General features: G+C 68.9%; 17 protein-coding genes. 5 read left to right on the forward strand and 12 right to left on the reverse strand.

Annotation, left to right across the window (positions count from 1 at the left end; genetic code table 11):
• Positions 1 to 14: 14 nt before the first annotated feature.
• The 3 genes from cydB to GD429_RS30240 all read left to right on the forward strand — a co-directional run bounded on the left by cydB (position 15) and on the right by GD429_RS30240 (position 4,382).
• Positions 15 to 1,151: a cytochrome d ubiquinol oxidase subunit II gene (gene cydB, locus GD429_RS30225; protein WP_152862560.1), complete on the forward strand. Its 1,137-nt coding sequence runs from the start codon at positions 15 to 17 to the stop codon at positions 1,149 to 1,151.
• A gap of 54 nt (positions 1,152 to 1,205) precedes the next feature.
• Positions 1,206 to 1,328: a cytochrome bd-I oxidase subunit CydX gene (gene cydX, locus GD429_RS30230; protein ID WP_034179083.1), complete on the forward strand. Its 123-nt coding sequence runs from the start codon at positions 1,206 to 1,208 to the stop codon at positions 1,326 to 1,328.
• A 570-nt stretch (positions 1,329 to 1,898) separates the two neighbouring features.
• Positions 1,899 to 4,382 carry a family 20 glycosylhydrolase gene (locus tag GD429_RS30240; protein ID WP_152862562.1) on the forward strand — a complete coding sequence of 828 codons (2,484 nt, stop codon included), beginning with the start codon at positions 1,899 to 1,901 and terminating at the stop codon, positions 4,380 to 4,382.
• A 238-nt stretch (positions 4,383 to 4,620) separates the two neighbouring features.
• On the opposite strand, the gene nagE is transcribed toward GD429_RS30240, so the two are convergent.
• From nagE to GD429_RS30295, 11 genes are all read right to left on the reverse strand, one after another.
• Entirely contained in the window at positions 4,621 to 6,384 is a 1,764-nt protein-coding gene (gene nagE / locus GD429_RS30245) for an N-acetylglucosamine-specific PTS transporter subunit IIBC (protein WP_152862564.1), read from the reverse strand.
• An 87-nt stretch (positions 6,385 to 6,471) separates the two neighbouring features.
• Positions 6,472 to 9,054: a phosphoenolpyruvate--protein phosphotransferase gene (gene ptsP, locus GD429_RS30250; protein WP_152862566.1), complete on the reverse strand. Its 2,583-nt coding sequence runs from the start codon at positions 9,052 to 9,054 to the stop codon at positions 6,472 to 6,474.
• 15 nt (positions 9,055 to 9,069) lie between these two features.
• Positions 9,070 to 10,086: an SIS domain-containing protein gene (locus tag GD429_RS30255; RefSeq protein WP_152862621.1), complete on the reverse strand. Its 1,017-nt coding sequence runs from the start codon at positions 10,084 to 10,086 to the stop codon at positions 9,070 to 9,072.
• Entirely contained in the window at positions 10,079 to 11,182 is a 1,104-nt protein-coding gene (gene nagA, locus GD429_RS30260) for an N-acetylglucosamine-6-phosphate deacetylase (protein ID WP_152862568.1), read from the reverse strand. Before nagA ends, GD429_RS30255 begins: the two co-directional genes overlap by 8 nt.
• A 98-nt stretch (positions 11,183 to 11,280) precedes the next feature.
• Positions 11,281 to 12,015, reverse strand: coding sequence for a GntR family transcriptional regulator (locus tag GD429_RS30265; RefSeq protein ID WP_034179089.1), 735 nt, complete (start codon positions 12,013 to 12,015; stop codon positions 11,281 to 11,283).
• Positions 12,016 to 12,342: 327 nt separating this feature from the next.
• Positions 12,343 to 15,546 carry an error-prone DNA polymerase gene (locus tag GD429_RS30270; RefSeq protein WP_152862570.1) on the reverse strand — a complete coding sequence of 1,068 codons (3,204 nt, stop codon included), beginning with the start codon at positions 15,544 to 15,546 and terminating at the stop codon, positions 12,343 to 12,345.
• Between the two features lie 5 nt (positions 15,547 to 15,551).
• A complete protein-coding gene (locus GD429_RS30275; RefSeq protein ID WP_152862572.1) occupies positions 15,552 to 17,039 on the reverse strand; it encodes a Y-family DNA polymerase in 1,488 nt (495 codons plus the stop codon).
• Entirely contained in the window at positions 16,972 to 17,679 is a 708-nt protein-coding gene (gene imuA / locus GD429_RS30280) for a translesion DNA synthesis-associated protein ImuA (protein ID WP_152862573.1), read from the reverse strand. The genes GD429_RS30275 and imuA overlap by 68 nt, the downstream gene beginning before the upstream one ends.
• A 297-nt stretch (positions 17,680 to 17,976) precedes the next feature.
• Complete coding sequence (locus tag GD429_RS30285; protein ID WP_152862576.1) at positions 17,977 to 18,771, reverse strand: ABC transporter ATP-binding protein; 795 nt, start codon at positions 18,769 to 18,771, stop codon at positions 17,977 to 17,979.
• Position 18,772: 1 nt separating this feature from the next.
• Positions 18,773 to 19,669 (reverse strand): ABC transporter permease, encoded by an 897-nt coding sequence (locus GD429_RS30290; RefSeq protein ID WP_152862578.1) that lies wholly within the window; start codon positions 19,667 to 19,669, stop codon positions 18,773 to 18,775.
• A 139-nt stretch (positions 19,670 to 19,808) separates the two neighbouring features.
• Positions 19,809 to 20,774: an ABC transporter substrate-binding protein gene (locus GD429_RS30295; protein ID WP_152862580.1), complete on the reverse strand. Its 966-nt coding sequence runs from the start codon at positions 20,772 to 20,774 to the stop codon at positions 19,809 to 19,811.
• 333 nt (positions 20,775 to 21,107) lie between these two features.
• Between GD429_RS30295 and GD429_RS30300 the strand changes: the two genes are divergently transcribed.
• Positions 21,108 to 21,416: a VF_A0006 family four-cysteine protein gene (locus tag GD429_RS30300; protein ID WP_047899082.1), complete on the forward strand. Its 309-nt coding sequence runs from the start codon at positions 21,108 to 21,110 to the stop codon at positions 21,414 to 21,416.
• A gap of 110 nt (positions 21,417 to 21,526) precedes the next feature.
• Here the strand turns inward: GD429_RS30300 and GD429_RS30305 are convergent, their stop codons facing one another.
• A complete protein-coding gene (locus tag GD429_RS30305; protein WP_034179096.1) occupies positions 21,527 to 22,342 on the reverse strand; it encodes a MetQ/NlpA family ABC transporter substrate-binding protein in 816 nt (271 codons plus the stop codon).
• 399 nt (positions 22,343 to 22,741) lie between these two features.
• Here GD429_RS30305 and GD429_RS30315 point away from each other — a divergent pair, with 399 nt between their 5' ends.
• Positions 22,742 to 23,032, forward strand: a complete 291-nt coding sequence (locus GD429_RS30315; RefSeq protein ID WP_152862582.1) for a YciI family protein — start codon at positions 22,742 to 22,744, stop codon at positions 23,030 to 23,032.
• Positions 23,033 to 23,061 lie beyond the last annotated feature (29 nt).

Here is a 23,061-nt window from a genome sequence, read left to right on the forward strand (position 1 = left end):
AACAAGGAATCGCTATGGACTATGCAACTCTCAAGCTGATCTGGTGGCTGCTCGTCGGCGTGCTGCTGATCGGCTTCGCCGTCACCGACGGCTTCGACATGGGCGCGACCGCGCTGCTGCCGTTCCTCGGCAAGACCGACGAGGAGCGCCGCATCATCGTCAACACGGTCGGCGCGACGTGGGAAGGCAACCAGGTGTGGCTGATCACCGCCGGCGGCGCGATGTTCGCCGCCTGGCCGCTCGTCTATGCCGCGTCGTTCTCCGGCTTCTACTTCGCGATGCTGCTCGTGCTGTTCGCGCTGTTCTTCCGGCCGGTGGGCTTCGACTACCGCAGCAAGCGGCCGGACCCGCGCTGGCGTGCCGGCTGGGACTGGGGCCTGTTCGCCGGCGGCTTCGTGCCGGCGCTCGTGTTCGGCGTCGCGTTCGGCAACCTGCTGCAGGGCGTGCCGTTCAAGTTCGACAGCGACCTGCGCGTGACCTACTACGGCAGCTTCTGGGCGCTGCTGAACCCGTTCGCGCTGCTGTGCGGGCTCGTCAGCCTCACGATGCTCGTCGCGCACGGCGCCGCGTTCATCAAGATGAAGACCGACGGCGCAATCGCGCGCCGCGCATCGATCGCGCTGCGCGCGTCGGCGTTCCTCGCGGTCGTGCTGTTCGTGCTGGCCGGCGTGCTGGTCGCGTCGTATATCGGCGGCTTCCACATCACGAACGCCGCGCCGACCGACACGGTCGCGAACCCGCTGCTCAAGGACGTCGCCGCCGGCTCGGGCCTGTGGCTCGCGAACTACGGCGAGTTTCCGTGGATGATCGCGGCGCCCGTCGTCGGGATCGCGGGCGGCCTGCTCGCGCTGCTGCTCGCCGGCTCGAAGCAGGAGAAGACGGCGTTCTTCTGCACGGGCCTGATGATCGTCGGCGTGATCCTGACCGCGGGCTTCTCGATGTTCCCGTTCATCATGCCGTCGTCGCTCGACCCGCGCAGCAGCCTGACCGTATGGGATTCGACGTCGAGCCACAAGACGCTGCAGGTGATGCTGTTCGCGGTGATCGTGTTCCTGCCGATCGTCCTGCTCTACACGGGCTGGGTGTATCGCGTGATGCGCGGCAAGGTCACGCACGAGACGCTCGAAGAGAACAAGCACTCGATGTATTGAACCGGGCCGGGGCGCGCTGGCGCCCCCGTCCACCGTTTCGCAAGGAGTCGGATCATGTGGTATTTCAGCTGGATTCTCGGTATCGGCGTCGCGCTGTCGTTCGGCATCGTCAATGCGATGTGGCTCGAAGCGCGGCAGAAGACGCAGGAAGCGCCCGCGCGCGTGCGCCGCGACTGACGCGTGACGCGCGCGGTGGATCGCACCGCCGCCGTCCGGAAAGAACCTCGCTTCGCGCGAGGTTTTTTTTCGTCCCGGCCGTCCGGACCGGCCCCGCACACCGATGCCAATTTAGCGCCAGATTGATACCACTTGAATACCAATAAAAGGTTTCATAAGATCTTTGGACACGGCCGCCGACAGGCCGAATCCTTCTTGGGTGGGGGAGACATGCGAATCCCGTGTATGGCGCGCGCCTGCGCGCCGTGTTGCCGGGCGGCGGCCGATTGCCGTTCGGCGGCACCTGTTGTCGCCATCGTGCGCGGCCGGACGAACGTAGCCGACTGCGGCCGCTTCGCCAGTGCGGCCGTTGTCGCGCGCCGCCGATGAACGCGCGTATGCCGCCCCGCCGGTCCGAGCGGCACGCCTGCCCGCCTCCCGTTCCGTAATGCACGCCCCCGCGTGCCGAAAGCGCGCGGTGCGGCCGCATCGCCCCGCGTGCAGGTATCTCCCGCAGCTCCATTGAAAGTCCGATCGCAGCGACGTCACTCCACGACGCCGCTACGCCCCCTTTTTTTATCAGGAGTTCAAATGAAGCGTACCTTGCCATCCCTCTTTGTCGGCGTGTTGATCGCGGCGCTGTCGCCGGCCGCGATCTCCGCCGAGCCGGCATCGACCGCGTCCGGTGCGACCGCGGGCACCGCGCAGCCCACCGCGCAAGCGGCCAGTCTCGCGACGCTGCTGTCGAACGGCCTCGCCTTGCGCGTCGCCGTCGACAACAACCACGCGGCCGCGGCCGGCGTGCCGTGCGCCGATCTCGGCGCCGACGGCGCGGCCTGCGCGACAGGCCGCCTGATCCTGCAGAACCGCGGCCACCAGGCGATCGCCGACGGCGGCTGGAAGCTCTATCTGCACAGCATCCGCCGCCTGCTGCGGATCGATCGTCCTGGCTTCGCGCTGCGGCGGCTCACGGGCGACCTGTACGAACTGACGCCGCAGCCGGGCTCGGTGCGGCTTGCGCCCGGCGAGCGCATCGAGCTGCCGTTCGTCGCCGAATACTGGCTGCTGCGCTACAGCGACGTGATTCCGCGCCCGTACGTCGTGGTCGACGGCGCGCCGCCCGCCGTGCTCCGCTACAACGACACCGACGACGAGCTGCGCTACGTCGAATCGCTGCCGGCCGACGCGCAGAACAACTCGACCGGCAATGCGCCGCCCGTGGCCGCACGGCCCGACGCGACCCGAGCGCTGCCGAGCGTGAAGCGCGAGCAGCCGCTGCCCGGCACGCTCGACCTGCGCGGCGTCGAGTTCGCGTTGCCGAACCTGCCGGACGCGCAGGTCGCGGCGCTGCGCGAGCGCGCGACGACGCTCGGCCTCGACGGCGCACGCGTGCCCGTGTGGGGTGCCGTCGCGCCGCGCCGGCTGCCGGCCGACATCGCGACGCCGGGCGGCTATCGGCTCGCGATCGGACCGCGCGGCGTGTTCATCGAAGCCTACGATCGCGCGGGCCTCTACTACGGCGTGCAGACGCTCTTCTCGCTCGCGCCGGCCGGCGGCGGCCCGATCCCGGCGATGCTCGTCGAGGATGCGCCGCGCTTCACGCATCGCGGGATGCACGTCGACCTCGCGCGCAACTTCAAGCACCCGGCGACGCTGCGCCGCCTGATCGACCAGATGAGCGCGTACAAGCTCAACCGCCTGCACCTGCATCTGTCCGACGACGAAGGCTGGCGCATCGAGATTCCCGGCCTGCCCGAGCTGACCGAGATCGGCTCGCGTCGCTGCCACGACCCGAGCGAGACGCGCTGCCTGCTGCCGCAGCTCGGCTCCGGCCCCGACAACCGCTCGGGCGGCGGCTACCTGACGCGCGACGACTACGTGGCGCTCGTGCGCTACGCGGCCGCGCATTTCGTCGAGATCATCCCGGAGATCGACATGCCCGCGCATGCGCGCGCAGCCGTCGTGACGATGGAAGCGCGCTACCGCCGGCTGCATGCGGCCGGCCGCGAGCAGGAAGCGAACGCATACCGGCTGCTCGATCCGCAGGACACGTCGAACCTGCTGACCGTGCAGTTCTACGACCGGCGCAGCGACCTGAACCCGTGCGTGCCGGGCGCGCTCAATTTCGCGTCGAAGGTGATCCGCGAGATCGCGGCGATGCATGCCGACGCGCAGGCGCCGCTGCACACCTGGCACTACGGCGGCGACGAGGCGAAGAACATCCTGCTCGGCGCGGGCTTCCAGCCGCTGAACGGCACCGACCCGAACAAGGGCCGCATCGATCTCGCCGCGCAGGACAAGCCGTGGGCGCGTTCGCCCGCGTGCACGGCGCTGCTCCAGCGCGGCGAGATCAAGTCGATCGACGAGCTGCCGACGCGTTTCGCGCAACAGGTGAGCGCTGCCGTCAACGCGAACGGGATCGACACGATGGCCGCGTGGCAGGACGGCATCAAGCATGCGAACGGGCCGCAGGACTTCGGCACGCGCCACGTGATGGTGTCGCTGTGGGACACGATCTTCTGGGGTGCGTCGGACAGCGCGCGCGACCTGAGCGGCAAGGGCTACCTGACGGTGCTGGCGCTGCCCGACTACCTGTACTTCGACTTCCCGTACACGCTCAACCCGCGCGAGCGCGGCTACTACTGGGGTTCGCACGCGACGGACGAGTACAAGGTGTTCTCGCTCGCGCCCGAGAACCTGCCGCAGAACGCCGAGGTGATGGGCGACCGTGCCGGCAACGCGTTCGAGGTAACGGGCACGGGCCCCGCGCCGCGTCTCGAAGGCATGCAGGGGCAGGCGTGGGGCGAAGTGATGCGCAACGACACCGTCCTCGAATACATGGCCTATCCGCGGCTGCTCGCGCTCGCCGAGCGCGCGTGGCACCGGGCCGACTGGGAACTGCCGTACGCGGCCGGCGTGCGCTACAAGCGCGGCGATACGCATCACGTCGACACGGCCGCGCTTCAACGCGACTGGGCCGGTTTCGCGACGCTGCTCACGCAACGCGAATTGCCGAAGCTCGACCGCGCGGGCATCGGCTACCGGAAGCCGACCTTCACGCTGACGAACCCGTGAACGGTTGGACGATTGAGCTGTTGAGCTGTTGAGCTGTTGAGCTGTTGAGCTGTTGAGCTGTTGAGCTGTTGAGCTGTTGAGCTGTTGAGCGGTTCAGCGGTTCAGCGGTTCAGCGATGCATTCATCCGCATCGCGCATCGCCCCACCAAACAAAAACGGCTTGCGACGCATCGCAAGCCGTTTTCGTTTCTGCCGGCCGGCCCGAACCCGCAGCGCGGATCCGGCCGGCCTTATTGCGTCATGCAGGTTGCGCAGCCGCCCCGCCGCCCGACGGCGGCAGGCGCGCGCCGAGCTGTTCGGCATAGCGGGCCGCCGCGTTGCCGCAGACGATGTGGAACGTGTCGAGCGACACCCATGCGACGTCGAGCGCGCCGAGACGATCGCGATCGACCGCCGACGGATCGCGCACGACGACGCGCAGGCGCGTGGTCGCGACCGCGTCGAGCGACGCGACGTTGGTCGCCCCGCCGAACACCGCGAGCCAGCGCGCCGGCTCCGGATCGAGCGGGCCGGCGGCCGCGCCCGTGACGGGCTGCGCCGCGGCGGCCGTCGCCGTCGACGCCGCGCCGGTCGCGCCGCTGCCGATCGCGGCACGCATCTCGTCGGCAATGATGTCGGCCTCGGGCCCGATGATCACCTGCACGCTGTTACCGCCGCGCTTGAGCACGCCACGCGCGCCGATCGACTTCAGTTCCGGCTCCGATACCTTCTCCGGATCGACGACGCTCAGGCGCAGGCGCGTCGTGCATGCGTCGACGACCGTCAGGTTGCCCGCCCCGCCGAGCGCGGCGATGTAGCGCTGCGCTCGCGGCGCAGCCGCGGCGGCGCCCGCAGCCGGCGCGACGAAGCCGCCCGATGCGTACGACTCGGCCGCCGCATCGGCCGATGCCGGCTCGCGGCCCGGCGTCGCCATGTTGAACTTGCGGATGAAGAAGCGGAACAGCCCGTAGTACGCGGCGCCGTACGCGATGCCGAGCGGAATCGCGATCCAGCCCTTCGTCGACAGCCCGTAGTTCAGCACGTAGTCGATCGCACCTGCCGAGAATGTGAAGCCGAGCTTCACGCCGAGGATCTGGCAGATCGCGAGCGACAGCCCCGTCAGCACCGCGTGGATCACATACAGCACCGGCGCGAGGAACATGAAGCTGAACTCGATCGGCTCGGTCACGCCGGTCAGGAACGACGTGAGCGCCATCGAGAACAGCAGGCCGCCGACCATTGCGCGGCGCTCCTTCGGCGCTTCGTGCAGCATGGCCAGACACGCGGCCGGCAGGCCGAACATCATGATCGGGAAGAAGCCGGCCATGAAGGTGCCCGCGGTCAGGTCGCCCGCGAAGAAGCGATGCAGGTCGCCGTGCACGATCTCGCCGCCGGCGGGCGGCGTGAAGTTGCCGAACACGAACCACGCGAGCGAGTTGATGATGTGGTGCAGGCCCGTGACGAGCAGCAGGCGGTTCAGGAAGCCGAACACGAACGCACCGATCGCGCCCGCCGTCGTCAGCCACTGGCCGGCCGCGTCGATCGCATGCTGGACCGGCTGCCACACGTACCCGAACACGATGCCGAGTATCACGCAGGCCAGCCCCGTGATGATCGGCACGAACCGCTTGCCGCCGAAGAACGCGAGGTAGTCCGGCAGCTTGATGTCCTTGTAGCGGTTGTACAGCAAGCCCGCAACGACACCCGCGATGATCCCGGACAGCACGCCCATGTTCAGCTTGGGATCGATGTCCTTCATGATCGCGGTTTCGATCAGGTAGCCGATCGCACCCGCGAGCGCAGCAACACCGTTGTTGTCCTTCGCGAAGCCGACCGCCACGCCGATCGCGAACAGCAGCGGCAGGTTGTCGAAGATCGCACCGCCGGCGTCGGCGATCATCTTGATGTTGAACACGTCAGGCTGGCCGAGTCGCAGCAGGATGCCGGCAACCGGCAATACCGCGATCGGCAGCATCAGCGCCCGGCCCAGGCCCTGTATTTTCAGAAACGGATTCCCGTTCATTCAGTCCTCCAATCCTTGTCTCGTCGTTAAGCGTCGTTGACCTAATTGCTCTCGTAGTGAAACGGGTCGCGAGCCTGCCTTCGACGTTCAGTCGAGCGGCCAGACCTCGCGGCTTGCTGCCCTTACCGCCTGTGCCGAATCGAGCGCGAGCAGATCCTGCGCGCGCTGACGGCACAACTGGTAATCGAGACGGCGCACACGCGCCTTGATGCCCGGCACCGCTACCGGGTCGACCGACAGCTCGGTCACGCCGAGGCCGACCAGAATCGGCACCGCGAGCGGATCGCCGCCGAGCGCGCCGCACACGCCGACCCACTTGCCGTGCTTCGCGGCGCCGCGCACCGCGATGTCGATCAGACGCAGCACGGCCGGATGCAGGCCGTCGGACTGCGCTGCCAGGTCGGCCTGGCAGCGGTCCATCGCGAGCGTGTACTGCGTCAGGTCGTTGGTGCCGATCGACAGGAAATCCGCGTGTTGCGCGAGCTGGTCGGCCAGCAGCGCGGCCGACGGCACCTCGATCATCACGCCGACCTCGATCGGCTCGGTGCGGCCCTGCGCGCGCGCGAACTCGTCGATGCGCTTTCTGAGCCGCACGATCTCGCCCGCGTCGGTAACCATCGGCAGCAGGATGCGCACCGCGCCGAACGGCTTCACCGCGAGCAGGCCCTGCAACTGGTCGTCGAGCAGATCGGGGCGCACCTGCGCGAGGCGGATGCCGCGCAGGCCGAGCGCCGGGTTCGGTTCGGGCGGCAGCGTCAGGTAGTCGACTTCCTTGTCGGCGCCGACGTCGAGCGTGCGGATGATCGCCGTGCGGCCCTGCAGCGCGTCGACGATCGACTGGTAGCTCTGCTGGTGTTCGACGACCGTCGGCGCGGCCTGGCGATGGATGAACATCAGCTCGGTGCGCAGCAGGCCGACCGCGTCCGCGCCGTTGTCGACCGCGGTGTTCGCGTCGTCGAGCGTCGCGATGTTCGCGGCGACCTCGATCGCGCGGCCGTCGGCCGTCGCGGCGGCAACGCCGGCCAGCTGCCGGTTCGCCTCGCGCACGCCTTCGAGGCGCTGGCGCTCGTGCCGCGCGCGTTCGACGTCGAGCGCGGTCGGCGTGTGTTCGAGACGGCCCGCGCTCGCATCGACGACGACCTGCGTGCCGTCCGGAATCGCATACAGCGCTTCGCCGACCGCCACCAGCGCCGGGATGCCGAGCTGCCGCGCGATGATCGCCGCGTGCGACGTCGCGCCGCCGCGCGCCATCACGAGCGCGGTCACGCGCTGGCGATCGAGCGACGACAGGTCCGACGGCGTGAATTCCTCGGCCGCGAGCACGGCCTCGTCGGGCAGCGCCCGCGCCGCGCCGTTCGTGTGGCCGAGCGCGCGCAGCACGCGCTTCTCGATGTCGCGCAGGTCGGCCGCGCGTTCGGCGAGCAGCGCGTCGTCGAGCTTCGACAGTGTGTCGATCTGCGTGCGGATCGTCGCGCGCCATGCGAAACCCGCGCTCTTGCCGAGGCTGATCAGGTCGCGTGCCGCGTCGATCAGCGTCGGGTCCTCGAGCAGCACGCGATGCACCGCGAAGATGCCCGCTTCGCCGACCGCGCCGCGCGCCGATGCACTGCGCACCGTTTCGTCGAGTTCGCCGTCGACAGCCTTCAGCGCCTGGTCGAGCTGGCGGCTTTCCGTGGCCGGCGTGCCGGCTGCCTGCTCGGGCGGCACGATTTCCGCATCGTCGAGACGCACCAGCGTGCCGACGGCGATGCCGGGGGCCGCGCATACGCCCACGAGCGTGTTCGGGTCGATCGGCGCGCCGACGTTGCGCGCGACCGTCTGCGGCGCGGGCGACCTCAGCCGTGCCGGCTTTTCCTCGACCTCGCCGTGCGCTTCGCGCAGCAGTTCGTGCTCGACCGCATCGACGGCCTGCTGCGCATGCGCGCCGCGGCCGACCAGTTCGACCGTCGCGCCTTCGCCGGCGCCGAGACCGAGCAGGCCGACGACGCTCGCGATCGACGCCTTGCGGCCGTCGAACAGCACGTCGACGGTCGCGTCGAGCCCGCGCACGGCCTCACGCGCACGCGCGGCCGGCCGCGCATGCAGGCCGCCCGGCTGCGCCAGCACGATTTCGCGGCGCACTTCGTTGTGCGCGGCCGCGCCGACCTGCGCCGCTTGCGCGGCCGCTTCGCCCTTGCCGCGCAGCGCAAGCAGCGGCGTCTCGCCGGCCGTCGCGAAACCGCTCGCGCGATCGACGACCTCGAACGCCTCGGAGTTCGCGATCGCGATCACCGACACGAGCGAATGCGCGCTGCGCGCGACCGCGTCCTGGTCGAACTCGATCAGCAGATCGCCCGCTTCGACGCGTGCGCCGGCCTCGACGTGCGCGGTAAAGCCCTGCCCGTTCAGCTCGACGGTGTCGATGCCGATGTGCAACAGCACTTCCGCGCCTTGCGGCGTCGTGATCGTCACCGCGTGGCCAGTGCGCGCGAGATGCGACACGATGCCCGCGCACGGCGCGACGAGCTTGCCCGCGAGCGGGTCGATGCCGATGCCGTCGCCGAACATCCCGCCGGAGAACACCGGATCGGGCACGTCGGCCAGCGGAACGATCGGCCCCGTCAGCGGGGCAAGCAGGACGATCTGATCGTGGGTGGGGCTGTTCAACTGGGACTCCTCGGCGCGTCTCATCGGCTGTCTCGGCTATCAGTGCGTTTCGGTGACTTTGTTCAGGTGGCGCGGCGTGTCGGGATTGCGGCCTCGCGCGACGGCGAGATCCGCCGCCATCACGTAGAACGAAAGAATGGCGGCGATCGGGTCGAGCGCCGGATGGGCGGACTGCGCGAGCGGCAGCACCGTGCCCGACAGGCCGGGCGTGCCGGCGGGCGCCGCGAGCAGCACGGCGGCGCCGCGCGCGCGCATGTCTTGCGCGAGTTGCAGCAGGCCGGCCTGTTCGGGCCCCGGCGGCGCGAACACGAGCAGCGGATAGTCGCGATCGATCAGTTCCATCGGGCCGTGACGGACTTCGGCGCTCGAGAACGCCTCGGCCTGGATGCCGGACGTTTCCTTCAGCTTCAGCGCGGCTTCCTGCGCGATCGCGAGACCGAGGCCACGGCCGATCACGATCATCCGCTCGACGCCCGCGAGTGCGGCAACGGCCTGCGACCAGTCGAGCCGGCCGGCCTGCGCGAGCACGTCGGGCAAGCCGCGCAGCGCGGTCATCAACGCGGCGTCGCGCTGCCAGTAAGCGACGATCTGCGCGGACAGCGACAGCATCGCGATATAGCTCTTGGTCGCGGCAACCGACAGTTCGGGGCCGGCGAGCAGCGGCAACTGGTGCTCGCACGCATCGGCGAGCGGCGACGGCAGCACGTTGACGGCGGCGACGGTGCGCGCGCCGGCTTCGCGCAGCGCGGCCATCGTGTTGACGAGGTCGGGGCTCTGGCCCGACTGGGAGAATGCGATCGCGAGTTGATCCTGCACCTTCAGCGGCGCCTGCTGCAGCGTCGCGACCGACATCGGCAGCGACGCGACCGGCACGCCGAGGCGGCTCATCGTCAGGCTCGCGAAATAGCTCGCGGCGTGATCCGAGCTGCCGCGCGCGACCGTCAGCGCGACGGCCGGCGGGTGATCGAGCAATTGGCCGGCGAGCGCTTCGACGCGCGTGGTGTCGGCGATTTGCGCGGCGACGACCTGGGCGGACTCGCGCGCTTCCTTAAGCATATTCGACAATCGATTCTCCTTCGACATAGGTCGCGGTGAGGTTCAGGTCGCGATCGAACACCGCGAGGTCGGCCCATGCGCCGCGCTCGAGACGGCCGCGATCGGCGATGCCGAGGTAGTCGGCCGCATAGCGCGACATCCGGTTCGACACGTCGGCGATCGGCAGGCCGAGCGACACGAGGTTGCGCAGCGCCTGGTCCATCGTCAGCGTGCTGCCGGCGAGCGTGCCGTCCGCGAGCCGCACGCCGCCGAGGCACTTCGTCACGTGCTGGCTGCCGAGCCGGTATTCGCCGTCGGGCATGCCGGTTGCGGACGTGCTGTCGGTCACGACGTACAGGCGAGGGATCGCGCGCAGCGCAGCACGAATCGCGCCCGGATGCACGTGCAGCAGGTCGGGAATGATTTCCGCGTATTCGGCATGCGCAAGCGCCGCGCCCACCAGGCCCGGGTTGCGGTGATGCAGCGGCGACATCGCGTTGAACAGGTGCGTGAAACCGCATGCGCCGTGCTTGAGCGCGGCGACGGCATCGTCGTAGGTCGCGAGCGAGTGGCCGAGCTGCACGCGCACGCCGCGCGCGGCCATCTCGCCGATGATCTCGATGTGGCCGGCGATTTCCGGTGCGAGCGTGACGACGCGGATCGGCGCGATCGACAGGTACTTCAGCACTTCGTCGAGCACGGCCGACACGGCCGCGTCGGGCTGCGCGCCGAGCTTGCCGGGGTTGATGTACGGCCCTTCGAGGTGCACGCCGAGCACGCGCGCGCCGCCTGGCGTGCGGGTGCGCGCGACGCTGCCGAGGTTGCCGACGACCTTCATCAGTTCGTCGCGCGGCGCGGTCATCGTCGTCGCGAGCAGGCTCGTCGTGCCGAATTGCGCGTGCGTGCGGGCGATCGTCTCGATCGCGTCGCCGCCTTCCATCACGTCGGCGCCGCCACCGCCGTGCACATGCAGGTCGATGAAGCCGGGCAGGATGTATGGCGAGTCGTTCTGCGCGGGATCGGCGGGCGGACCGTCGAGCGTGGTGATGCGGCCGTTCTCGCTGTCGAGCGAACCGTGAATCCAGCCGGCGGGGGTGAGGATGTTTCCAGTCAGCATGACGTTCTCTTGATGATCTGGTGACGCGGGCATCCGCGTCGTGATTTGCAAATTCGTGTCGTTGCGTCGCGCATGGCGCGCGCGAGCAGTCTCGCGCGTCAGCGTTTCAGTTCGGCGACGAAGTCGTAGTAGTCGTCGCGGCAATACGATTCGGTCACTTCGATCGCGCGCTGGTCGGCGCCGTAGCCGATGCGCGTGATCACGAGGAGCGCCGCGCCCGGCTTCACCGCCATCCATTTCGCGATCTCGCGCGTCGCGTTCACCGCGCGAAAGTGCTGCAGCGCGCGCACGACGACCATGCCGCGCGCTTCCAGGTATTCGTACAGCGACGCACCGAGCGCCTGCGGATCGGGCACCACCGCGGCCGGCAGCGTCGAATGCTCGACGGCCATCACGATGCCGTCCGCGCGGCGCAGCCGTTCGAGCCGAGCAACCGTCGCGCCCGGCGCGAGGCCGAGATGCACGATCTCGTCGCGGCTCGCGGTACGCAACTTGCGCGACAGCCACACCGAATCGGGCATGAAGCCGCGCTGCTGCATCTTCGCGGTGAAGCCGACGAGACGCGACAGCGGATCGGCGACGCGCGGCGTGATGAAGCTGCCCGCACCGCGCGCCCGCGTGATCAGCCCCTGCTCGACCAGCAGCGCGAGTGCGCGGCGGGCCGTGATCCGCGATACGCCGACCGACACCGACAGCAGCCGCTCCGACGGCAGCGCCTCGCCGGCCCGCCACGCGCCGCCGTGAATCGCGCTCGCCAGGTTGCGGGCGAGCTGCAGATAGAGCGGCGTATCGCTGAGGGGATCGGGCGCCAGTTCGGACCAGCCGGTTTCCATGTGCCTCCGGGTGTCGGACGACGACCTCGGGCCGTCGAAAGTGAACGCATTATATAACCACCATAATACCAGTCAACGAACTGGTATTAGATGTGCCGAAATCGCCGGAAGCCTTGCTGCGCAAGCGTTTTAGTGCCTGGAAAGCCTTTGTTTACAACACAATGCGAGGTAGGGATTTACCCGGAGTGGTATGCAAGGGGACAGTTCCAATGCACGTTTCAGCCAGGTTTCGGGGGCAAGTATGAGACCGAAATAGAACCAGTTGAGCCGACTGGTATGCATCGTGGGGCGAAGCGCCGCGCGGGCCGGCGGCACGCGTCGGGGGAGTCAGTGGAACTCCCGGCTCGACGTGCGCAGGCCGCCGAGCAGCGGCGTCAGATCCTCGAAATGCTGCACGACGAGGTGCCTCACGTCGCTCGCGACCTGCCACACGCCGGACGCCGCGAGCAGCCGCGAATCGAGGGTTTCGCGGCGCTGCCGCGCGAGCAGTTCAGGCCGGACGATCAGGTTCACGCAGCCTGTTTCGTCCTCGAGCGTCATGAACATCACGCCTTTCGCGGTGCCCGGCATCTGCCGCGCGGTCACGAGCCCGCACGCGCGCGCGAGCCGGCCGTCGGGACGGTCGTGCAGTTCGGCCGCGGACGACAGCCGCCGCGCGCGCAGTTCGGGCCGCAGCAGCGCGACAGGGTGGCGGTTCAGCGTGAGGCCGGTGGTGTGATAGTCGGCGAGGATGTCGTCAGCCTCCGACGGCGCGCCGAGCGCGGGCTTCTCAGCCTCATCGATCGGCGCGGCGGCGAGCAGGTCGCGCTCCGGCGCCGCGGCGACGGCTTGCCACAGCGCATCGCGGCGATGGCCGGCGAGCGTCACGAGCGCGTTCGCGGCGGCGAGCGCTTCGAGGTCGCGGCGTTCGAGCTGCGCGCGGCGCGCGAGGGTGTCGACGTTCTCGAACGGGCCCGCCGCGCGTGCGGCTTCGATGCGGCGCGCGGCGGCTTCGCCGAGGCCGCGCACGAGCGACAGGCCGAGCCGCACGGCAGGCTGGCCGTGCGGCGGCAGCTGGCCGGGTAGCGCTTCGAGCGATGCTTCCCAGCCGCTTTGCGTGACATCGATCGGCAGGACCTGCACACCGTGGCGCTTCGCGTCCTGCACGAGTTGCGACGGCGGGTAGAAACCCATCGGCTGGCTGTTCAGCAATGCGGCGAGGAAGATCGCCGGTTCGTGGCATTTGAGCCAGCTGCTGGCGTAGGCGAGCTTCGCGAAGCTCGCCGCGTGGCTTTCGGGGAAACCGTAATCGCCGAAGCCCTTGATCTGTTCGAAGATCTGTTCGGCGAATTCGGGCGGATAGTCGCGCTCGCGCATCCCGTCGACGATCTTGCGGTGATATTGCTCCAGATTGCCCTTGCGCTTCCACGCGGCCATCGCGCGACGCAACTGGTCGGCTTCGCCGGGCGTGAAGCCGGCCGCGATCATCGCGACCTGCATCACCTGCTCCTGGAAGATCGGCACACCCTGCGTGCGCTCGAGCGCGGGCTTCAGATCTTCCTTCGGGTAACTGACCTTTTCGATGCCCTGCCGCCGCTTCAGATAGGGATGCACCGCTCCGCCCTGAATCGGCCCCGGCCGCACGATCGCCACCTCGATCACCAGATCGTAATAATTGCGCGGCCGCAGGCGCGGCAGCATCGACATCTGCGCGCGCGATTCGATCTGGAACACGCCGACCGTGTCGGCGCGGCAGATCATGTCGTAGGTCGCTTCGTCATCCTGCGGAATGTGTTTCAGCGTGAATGGCTCGCCGCCCGGCTCCGGCGGCCCGCGCCATGCGGTGCGCATGTCGAACGCGCGATGCAGCGCCGACAGCATGCCGAGCGCCAGCACGTCGACCTTCATCAGTCCGAGCGCCTCGAGATCGTCTTTATCCCACTGGATCACGCGCCGCCCGTCCATCGCTGCGTTCTCGACCGGCACGAGCCGCGTGAGCTTGCCGCGGCTGATCACGAAGCCGCCGGAGTGCTGCGACAGGTGGCGCGGGAAATTGAGCAATCGCCCCGCCAGTTCGGCCCATGCGCGGATCAGCGGCGTTTCGGGATCGAGCCCGGTCGTCGCGAACTTCTGCAGCAGATCGCGGCTGCCGTCGAACCAGCGGTGCCCTTTCGCAACGCGATCGACCAGCATCGGATCGACGCCGAGCGCCTTGCCGGTTTCGCGCAGCACGCCGCGCGGGCGATACGTCGATACGGCAGCGGCGAGCGCGGCGCGATCGTGTCCGTATTTTTCATAGATATGCTGGATCACTTCTTCCCGACGCTGATGCTCGAAGTCGACGTCGATATCGGGCGGCTCGCCGCGTTCCTCGCTGATGAAGCGCTCGAACAGCATCGTGCTCTGTTCGGGGTTCACCTCGGTGATGCCGAGGCAATAACAGACGACCGAGTTCGCTGCCGAGCCGCGTCCCTGGCACAGGATGTTCTGGCTGCGCGCGTATTTGACGATGTCGTAGACGGTCAGGAAGAACGGTTCGTAGCTCAGCTTCGCGATCAGGTCGAGTTCATACCGGATCTGTTTCTCCACTTTCTCCGGAATACCCCGCGGATAGCGCTCGGCCGCCCCAGCCCTGGTTTCCTGCTCCAGATAGCTCGTCGGCGTGAGCCCCTTCGGCACGATCTCGTCGGGATACTCGTAGCGCAGCGAATCGAGTTCAAAATGACACGCATCGAGCATCGCGCACGTTTCCGCGATCTCTTCAGGCGAAAACAGTTGCCCGATACGCTGCCGCGAACGCAGGTGCTGTTCGGCATTCGGCGCGAGCGCATAGCCGCATTCCGAAACCGGCATCCCGACGCGGATCGCCGTCATCACGTCCTGCAGCGCCTTGCACGAACGCCGGTGCATCGTCACGTCGCCAAGCGCAACGATGCGCACGCCGCGCCGCGCGCCGGCCGCACGAATCTCCTCGCGCTGCGCACCGTCCAGCGCGCGCTGCAACTGCACGAGCCCTAGCCGCGCACGCTCGCCGAATGTCGCGCGAAACCATGCGACCTGCGCATCGAGCACGTCCGCACGCACCGGATACGCGGACACGAGAATCGCGAAGCAGTCGGGTATTCCGCGCAAGTGCGCAAACTCCTCGGGCGGCACCGACAGCATCCGCGACGTCAGTCGATACGTGCCCTTCGGCGATGCCATCCGCCGCCATGAGATCAGCTCGGACAGGTTGCCGTAACCCTCGCGGTTCTGCGCAAGCAGCACGAGCCCGAACGCACCGGGGCCCGGATCGTGGCCCGGTGCGACGTCATCCGGCGTGACTTCGAAATACGAACCGATGACGAGCGGCAGCCCTTTCGCCTTCGCCGCGACATGCATGCGCGGCGCGCCCGCGAGCGAGCATTCGTCGGTGATCGCGATCCCGCGATAGCCGAGCTCGAACGCACGCTCGACCAATTCCTCCGCATGCGACGCGCCATGCAGGAACGAAAAGTTCGAACGACAGAACAGCTCCACGTAGTCGGGAAGAAACTGGTACTCCATAGCCATCGCCTTCACCCGAACAGACCGTGCAGGAACCAGCGCGGCTCGGCCTCGCTCCACGCCCGCTCCTTGAACACCCAGTAGCACGCACCGGCCTCGTCCTGCGCGACGCAGTAATCGCGTGCAGCGAGCTGACCGTCGAACCACCCTGCCTCGATCCGTTCCACCGACGACATCATCCTGAGCGGCGTATGAAATACCGGCCTGTTCTCACGCATCAACAACGGCAGCGGCTCGGCCAGCAGCCATGCAGGACGCGGCGGCACGGCCGGCGGACCAGCGGCCGGCTTGCCGGCCTGCGCATCGAGCGGCAGCCAGCGGTTCGCGGCCTCGGGCCGATGATCGGCGACAGGCGCCGCGCGCAGCACGTTCTCCGCGCCGAGCCGCGCGACCAGCAGTTCGAACAGCCGCGCGCGCGTCTCGCGCGTGCCGCCCGGCTCGGGAAACAGATCGTCGGCCGGCGGCGCGACCGATTCGACGCGCGTGGCCTTCAGACGCACCGCAATGACCGCGGCCGGCAACTCGACGCGCGCGAGCCGCTCGCCGAGCAGCCGCATGAAGTGCGCCTCGTCGCGCACGGGTGCGGCGAACGCAAGTTCGAGCGGTGTCGGCGGCACGGCCTGGCGGCCGCGCTCGTGCTCGAGCTCGAACGTCATCGCGGCCAGCGACAGTTGCCGCGCGGCCAGCCAGCCGCAGAGCTGCACGACGAGCCGCCGCGCGGCGAACAGCACGGCTTCCGCGTATTCGACGCGCTCCGGCAATTCGAGCCGCACGTCGAACACGGGCGGCACCGCCATCCACGCAAGCGGCTCGACCGCATCGCCGTACGCGCGATCGAGCGCGGCCAGCAGCGCGGGACCGCAGCGGCGCTGCAGCCCCGCGCGCGGCAGGCGGCGCAGATCGGCGAGCGTGCGGCAACCGAGGCCGTCGAACCAGCCCGCATACGGACGCGCATCGGGCAACAGCACGCACGGCAGCCCATCGAGCGCGCGAACCAGCGACGCAGGAGCGGCCACCCGGCGCCGGATCCGCGCGCGGGCCGAGACACGCGCGAGCAGCCATGCACCGCGCCCGGTCGGCGCGGCGGACAGGCGCGCCGCATAGCCGAGCGCCGCGAGCGTCGGACGCACCTGGCGGCACAGCGACGGCAGGCCGCCGAACAGGCGCAGGCTCGGGCCGACGTCGACGATCAGCGTGGCTTCGTCGTCGAGCGCGACGCATGGCGAGAAGCGCAGCAACGCGAGCGCGACCGCGCGCAGCGCATCGGCCTCGCGCGCGGGATCGCGTTCGACGAGCTGCGTCTCGGGCGCGAGCGTCAGCACGCCGCCGCGCTTCATGCCCGCGCGCACGCCTTGCCGGCGCGCAGCCGCATCGGCGATCAGCACGACGCCCTGCTCGAGCACCGCGCAGCCAGCGCCGCCGGCCGCTGCATCAGACGGCTGCGGGGCGCACACGTCGAGCGGCAGGCGCGGCAGATGGATGCCGAGCAAGACGCGCATAACGACTCTCCACGATGGGCGACGGCAGGTCGAGCACGAGCGGCTCGCCGCGCGCAGGCCCGCGACGCTTGACGATATCGAGCGACACGCCGCCCGGCACGGGATGCAGCGCGACGCGCAGCACGGCCGGCGACGGCTGCCGCGCGGCCGACAGCGGGCGCAGCATCACGAACAGCGTGTCGCCCGTGCGCGCGGCCGCGAGATGCAGGCGCCGCAGCGCATCGGGCCGCGGGTCCTGCCAGAGCAGCAGCGCGCCGCAACAGCCGGTCTTGAGCGCCTGCTCGGCGGCCCACAACGCATCCGTGCGGCTGCCGGCACGCAGCCACAGCAGCGCGTCGGCCGGCACGCCGAGACTGGCGAGCGCGGTCGCATGCGGCGATTGCGGCGGCGCGACGAGCGCGAGCGGACGCCGGGCGCTGACGGTGCGTGCGAGTGCGGGCGCGAGCAGCCGCATCTCGCCGCAGCCCGGCTGCGCGGCCAGCAATTCGACGAGCCCGCCGACCGGCCAGCCGCCGCCCGGCAGCTCGGCGGACAGCGGCGCGAAGCCGGTGTCGATCGTGCGCGGACCGCCGCGCGCGAGTTGCGAACCGCGCCAGAGCGATGGATGAAGGGATTCGGGAGAAATGGAGGATGCGAGCATGACGCCACCCACAACTGTATGGATATACAGTATATGGCAATGCGCTCGCGTCGCACAGCACCGGTGCGTAACCGGTTTTTGTCAGAGGAAAAACAGGGGAAAAGCCGGCGCGCCCGTCATGTTACGGCACGCCGGATCGGGCGCGGCCGAATCGTGCTGCCCGCGCCCGCCGCCACAACCATCCGGCCCGCTGCGACGCACGCGCGCCGAATCGCCCGGCCGTATCGGCATGCAAACCTCACGCAAACCGGCACGATGCAGCACCTCGCAGCACCGCGCCAGCCCGCCTGCCATCCGTCAGCCGAGCAACAACGCGTCGTCGTCGAGCTGCTCGTGCCGCACCTTCTCGAACATCTGCAGCAGGTCCGGCACGTCGAGCCCCTTGCGCGCGTCGCCCGACACGTCGAGCACGACCTGCCCCTGGTGCAGCATCACCGTGCGGTCGCCGTAGTCGAGCGCCTGCCGCATGCTGTGCGTGACCATCATCGTCGTCAGCCGGCTCTCGGCGACGATGCGCGCGGTCAGTTCCAGCACGAACGCGGCTGTCTTCGGGTCGAGCGCGGCCGTGTGCTCGTCGAGCAGCAGGATCCGCGACGGCCGCAGCGACGCCATCAGCAGGCTCACGGCCTGCCGCTGGCCGCCCGACAGCAGCCCGATCCGATCGGTCAGCCGGTTCTCGAGGCCGAGGTTCAGGAGCCGCAGCTTGTCGCGGAACAGCTCGCGCGACGGCCGGTCGAGCGCGGCCCGGAAGCCGCGCCGCACGCCGCGCGCCATCGCGAGCGCCATGTTCTCCTCGATCGTCAGCGCCTCGCAGGTGCCGGCCATCGGATCCTGGAACACGCGCGCGACGAGGTGCGCGCGGTCCCACGCGGGCTGGCGCGTGACGTCCGCGCCGTCGATCGCGATGCGCCCCGCATCGACACGCTGGTCGCCGCTGACCGCATTGAGGAAGGTCGACTTGCCGGCGCCGTTCGAGCCGATCACCGCGACGAACTGGCCGTCGGGAATCTCGAGCGACAGCCCGCGCAGCGCGCGCGTCTCGATCGGCGTGCCGGGATTGAACGTGAGTTTCAGGTCTTGTGCGGACAGCATGTCATGCCCCTCCGTTCTTGCGCGCGAACAGCTTCTTGCGCGTTGCCGGCAGCACCAGCGCGATCGTGACGAGCGCGGCCGTCACGAGGTTCAGGTCCTGCGCCTTCAGGCCGATGAATTCGCTGTTCAGCGCGAGCGCGATGAAGAAGCGGTAGACGATCGCGCCGAGCACGACGGCGAGCGTCGTCAGCACCAGCCGGCGCGCGGGCAGCAGCGTCTCGCCGATGATCACCGCGGCCAGCCCGATCACGATCGTGCCGATCCCCATCGAGATGTCCGCGCCGCCCTGCGTCTGCGCGAACAAGGCGCCTGCGAGCGCGACGAGCGCGTTCGACAGCGCCATCCCGGCAAGCGTCGCGCGGCCGGTCGCGATGCCCTGAGCACGCGCCATCCGCGGGTTCGCGCCGGTCGCGCGCATCGCGAGGCCGAGCTGCGACGAGAAGAACCAGTCGAGGCCGAGCTTCGCGACCACGACGACGATCGCGAGCAGCGCCGGGCGCAGCACGTAGTCTGGCATCCAGTCGGGCTGCAGCACGGTGAACAGCGTCGGCTCGGTGATCAGCGGCACGTTCGGCCGGCCCATGATCCGCAGGTTCACCGAATACAGCGCGATCATCATCAGGATGCTGGCGAGCAGATCCATGATCTTCAGGCGCACGTTGAGCCAGCCCGTGATGAAGCCGGCCAGCGCGCCCGCGACGATCGCGAGCACCGTCGCGGAGAACGGGTTGTAGCCGGCCGAGATCAGCGTCGCGGCGACGGCGCCGCCGAGCGGAAAACTGCCGTCGACGGTGAGGTCGGGGAAGTTGAGGATGCGAAACGAGATCAGCACCCCGAGGGCGACGAGACTGAAGATCAGGCCGATCTCCAGCGCGCCCAGAAACGAGAACAGAGACATGATGGGGAAATCCTGTTGCTTCCCGGCCGGACGTGTACGGCCGGGTGAAGCGAACGGGCGGCCCCGGGTGGGAGCCGCCCGTCCGGCGATGTCGTTCAGGCCCGGATCGGGCCCGCAAGCGCGGCGGTCGGGCCGCGGCTTACTTGATGACCGTCTTCGCGTCCTTCAAGAGATCCGGCGCCAGCGTGACGCCCTGCTTCGCGGCCGCGCCCGTATTCGCGAACAGCTCGAGGTTGCTGCTCGTCTCCGACGCGATCGCGCCCGGCTTCTCGCCCTTCAGGATGCGCGCGACGATCTTGCCCGTCTGGCGGCCGAGGTCGCCGTAGTTGATGCCGAGCGCCGCGATGCCGCCGCGCTTCACGCTGTCGGTGTCGCCGGCGACGAGCGGGATCTTCGCTTCGTTCGCGACCTTCACGAGCGCTTCGTACGCGGACACGACGTTGTTGTCGGTGTTCGTGTAGATCACGTCGACCTTGCCGATCAGGCTCTTCGCGGCCGGGCCGATGTCGACGGTGCGCGGTGCGGCCGCTTCCTTCAGCGTCATCCCCTGCTTCGCGAGGATCTCCTTGAGCTCCTTCACGACGACGACCGAATTCGCCTCGCCCGGGTTGTAGACCATGCCGACCGTCTTCGCATTCGGCACGACGCGCTTGATCAGCGCGACCTGGCGATCGAGCGGCAGCTTGTCGGACACGCCCGTCACGTTGGTGCCCGACGGGCCCCAGCCCTTCACGAGCTGTGCGGCGACCGGATCGGTCACGCCCGAATAGACGACCGGCACGCTCTTCGTCGCCGCGACGACCGACTGCGCGGCCGGCGTCGCAATCGCGACGATCACGTCGGGTTTGTCGCCGACGAACTTGCGCGCGATCTGCGCGGCCGTGCCCGTATTGCCCTGCGCGCTCTGGTATTCCCACTTGAGCTTGTCGTCGCCGTAGCCTTCCGCCTTCAGTTCGGCACGCACGCCGTCGCGGATCGCATCGAGCGCCGGGTGATCGACGATCGACAGCACCTTGACGGTCTGTGCGTGCGCGGCGCCTGCCAGCGCGAGCGCGGCCACGCCGGCCGTGATCGAACGGATCGCGAAAGTCTTGAATCGCTTCATGGGTGAGTCTCCCCCGTATTGTGTCGGTTCTGGATGATGGATTCCCGCCGCCGTCAGGCGGGCGCCGCCACGCGTAAAACTCGGCGGCGGCCGGCCCGCGTACACCCCGGGAAGGTGCGTAGCGGCGAACGCACGAGGATACCATTTCCGCAGACCACCGCCTGACTCCGCGCTTTCGCCCGGCGTGCCGGATTGCGCCGCCCGCCGGTGCCCGCAACCGCGTGCAAAGCCCGGCCGGCGGCGGTTTCGGTCAACATCGCCACAACGCGTCAGCCGCGTTGACGGCTTTACGTTATGCTGTCGGCCGACCCAGGCGACACCATCGGAGGGCACATGAAACGGGGAGTCCGTGCAATCGCATTCGCCGCCGTCGCGCTGGCGCTGCCGGGCGCGGCATTCGCGCTGACCGACGGCTATGCGCAATACGACGAGTGCATGCTCGGCGCGCTGCGCGAAAGCCGCAACGGCGCCGCGGCCCAGCTGATCCAGCGCTCCTGCGACGCGCTGTACCGCAACAACGCGATGCTGCTGCCGCGCGAGCGGCGCTTTCACGAGTGCGTCGTGCAGTCGCTGCCGGGGGTGCGCGACAACTACGCGATCCAGCAGATCATGGCGATCTGCTCGCGGCGCGGCGACATGTAATCCGGCGTTGAACGCGGCGCACCGCGCGGCCGTCCACCGGCCGCGCCAATGAAAAAGGGCCAGCGCGATGCAGGCCCTTTTCGTTCAGCGGTCCGACCGGTGTGCGGCGTTCAGAACGACGCGACCATCGAGCCCTTGAACTGCTTCTTGATGAATTCCCGCACTTCCGGCGACTGGTACGCCTTGACCAGTTTCTTCACCCACGGCTGATCCTTGTCCTTCGCGCGCACGGCGATCAGGTTCGCGTACGGGCTCGTCAGCGCTTCGAGCGCGATCGCATCCTTGGTCGGCTGCAGGTTCGCGGCCAGCGCGTAGTTCGTGTTGATCACGGCCGCGTCGACGTCCGACAGCACGCGCGGCAGTTGCGCTGCGTCGAGTTCGGAGATCTTCAGCTTCTTCGGGTTCTCGGCGATGTCGAGCACCGTCGCGTTGTTGCCGCCCGTGCCGGCGCCCGACTTCAGCTTGATCACGCCTTGCGTCTGCAGCAGCAGCAGCGCGCGGTTCTCGTTCGACGGATCGTTCGGCACCGCGAGCTTCGCGCCTTGCGGCAGGTCCTTCAGCGACTTGAACTTCTTCGAATACACGCCGATCGGCGAGATGTAGGTCAGGCCCGCGCTGACGATCTTGTAGCCGCGTTGCTTCACCTGGCTGTCGAGGTAGGGCTGGTGCTGGAAGCTGTTCGCGTCGAGGTCGCCCGAGTCGAGCGCCGCGTTCGGCTGCACGTAGTCGTTGAACTCGATGACCTTCACGTTCAGGCCTTCCTTCTCCTTCGCGACCTTCTGCACGAGCTGCCACACTTCCGCATCCGGGCCGGCGACCGTGCCGACCTTGATCACCTTGTCCTCGGCGTGCGCGCCCGCCGACAGCGTCAGCGCTGCACCGGCGGCCAGCACGGAAAATACCTTCAGGAGACTGCGACGCTTCATCTGTTTCTCGCTTTCTTGCTTACTGGAAATGGGGCGCGATACGGGTATCCCCCGACTCGCAGGAAGGGGCAAATGGTGTCACAGGATCCGCGGGAAGTGAAATACATCCCGCTCATATGGGTATGCACCGCAGCGGTGCTGGCGGACAACGCGCGACCTGGCCGTTAGTTGCGTTTGCGCGTGGCGCGCATCAACCAGCCCGCGCCACGCCTCCACCGCTTCGCCGGCCGCCTTCGTGCCGAACGCGGGTTCGAGCGCCCGCTCGCCGGCCCGGCGCGGCGACAGGCCGCCAGCGCCGTCGCCCCGCAACGCACCCGCCGGCGCGACAGCCCGCATCCGCTGTGCTACAAAGACCGGCTGGCCGGCGCGCGAAGCGCCGGCATAATTCCAGGGCCATCCATGTACGTCATCGACATCCACTACGCAGCATCGCTCGAGCGCATCGACGACGCGCTCGAACGCCACCGTGCGTATCTGCAGCCACTGTTCGACAAGGGCATCTTCATCGCGGCCGGGCCGAAGGTGCCGCGCGAAGGCGGCGTGATCCTCGCGGCCCGCATCGATCGCGACGAGCTGGATGCGATCCTGAAGACCGATCCGTTCGTCACCGAGGGGCTCGCGACGTATCGCGTGACGGAATTCCGGATCACGCGCGCCGCATCCGGCTTCAACGTGCCGGCACTGCCGTAACGCGACGCCTGCACGGCACGCACGCGCGT

This window comes from Burkholderia sp. BE17 (assembly GCF_009362305.1).
Taxonomy (GTDB): domain Bacteria; phylum Pseudomonadota; class Gammaproteobacteria; order Burkholderiales; family Burkholderiaceae; genus Burkholderia; species Burkholderia pyrrocinia_C.

What these genes read in the sequence shown, in the direction of transcription:
- GD429_RS30315 (WP_152862582.1), top strand. Translation starts at nt 22,742, where the DNA reads ATGTACGTCATCGACATCCACTACGCAGCATCGCTCGAGCGCATCGAC.
- ptsP (WP_152862566.1), bottom strand. Translation starts at nt 9,054, where the DNA reads ATGAGACGCGCCGAGGAGTCCCAGTTGAACAGCCCCACCCACGATCAG.
- GD429_RS30265 (WP_034179089.1), bottom strand. Translation starts at nt 12,015, where the DNA reads ATGGAAACCGGCTGGTCCGAACTGGCGCCCGATCCCCTCAGCGATACG.
- imuA (WP_152862573.1), bottom strand. Translation starts at nt 17,679, where the DNA reads ATGCTCGCATCCTCCATTTCTCCCGAATCCCTTCATCCATCGCTCTGG.
- GD429_RS30240 (WP_152862562.1), top strand. Translation starts at nt 1,899, where the DNA reads ATGAAGCGTACCTTGCCATCCCTCTTTGTCGGCGTGTTGATCGCGGCG.
- GD429_RS30305 (WP_034179096.1), bottom strand. Translation starts at nt 22,342, where the DNA reads ATGAAGCGTCGCAGTCTCCTGAAGGTATTTTCCGTGCTGGCCGCCGGT.
- cydX (WP_034179083.1), top strand. Translation starts at nt 1,206, where the DNA reads ATGTGGTATTTCAGCTGGATTCTCGGTATCGGCGTCGCGCTGTCGTTC.
- nagE (WP_152862564.1), bottom strand. Translation starts at nt 6,384, where the DNA reads ATGAACGGGAATCCGTTTCTGAAAATACAGGGCCTGGGCCGGGCGCTG.
- cydB (WP_152862560.1), top strand. Translation starts at nt 15, where the DNA reads ATGGACTATGCAACTCTCAAGCTGATCTGGTGGCTGCTCGTCGGCGTG.
- GD429_RS30300 (WP_047899082.1), top strand. Translation starts at nt 21,108, where the DNA reads ATGAAACGGGGAGTCCGTGCAATCGCATTCGCCGCCGTCGCGCTGGCG.
- GD429_RS30275 (WP_152862572.1), bottom strand. Translation starts at nt 17,039, where the DNA reads ATGCGCGTCTTGCTCGGCATCCATCTGCCGCGCCTGCCGCTCGACGTG.
- GD429_RS30295 (WP_152862580.1), bottom strand. Translation starts at nt 20,774, where the DNA reads ATGAAGCGATTCAAGACTTTCGCGATCCGTTCGATCACGGCCGGCGTG.
- GD429_RS30285 (WP_152862576.1), bottom strand. Translation starts at nt 18,771, where the DNA reads ATGCTGTCCGCACAAGACCTGAAACTCACGTTCAATCCCGGCACGCCG.
- GD429_RS30290 (WP_152862578.1), bottom strand. Translation starts at nt 19,669, where the DNA reads ATGTCTCTGTTCTCGTTTCTGGGCGCGCTGGAGATCGGCCTGATCTTC.
- nagA (WP_152862568.1), bottom strand. Translation starts at nt 11,182, where the DNA reads ATGCTGACTGGAAACATCCTCACCCCCGCCGGCTGGATTCACGGTTCG.
- GD429_RS30255 (WP_152862621.1), bottom strand. Translation starts at nt 10,086, where the DNA reads ATGCTTAAGGAAGCGCGCGAGTCCGCCCAGGTCGTCGCCGCGCAAATC.
- GD429_RS30270 (WP_152862570.1), bottom strand. Translation starts at nt 15,546, where the DNA reads ATGGCTATGGAGTACCAGTTTCTTCCCGACTACGTGGAGCTGTTCTGT.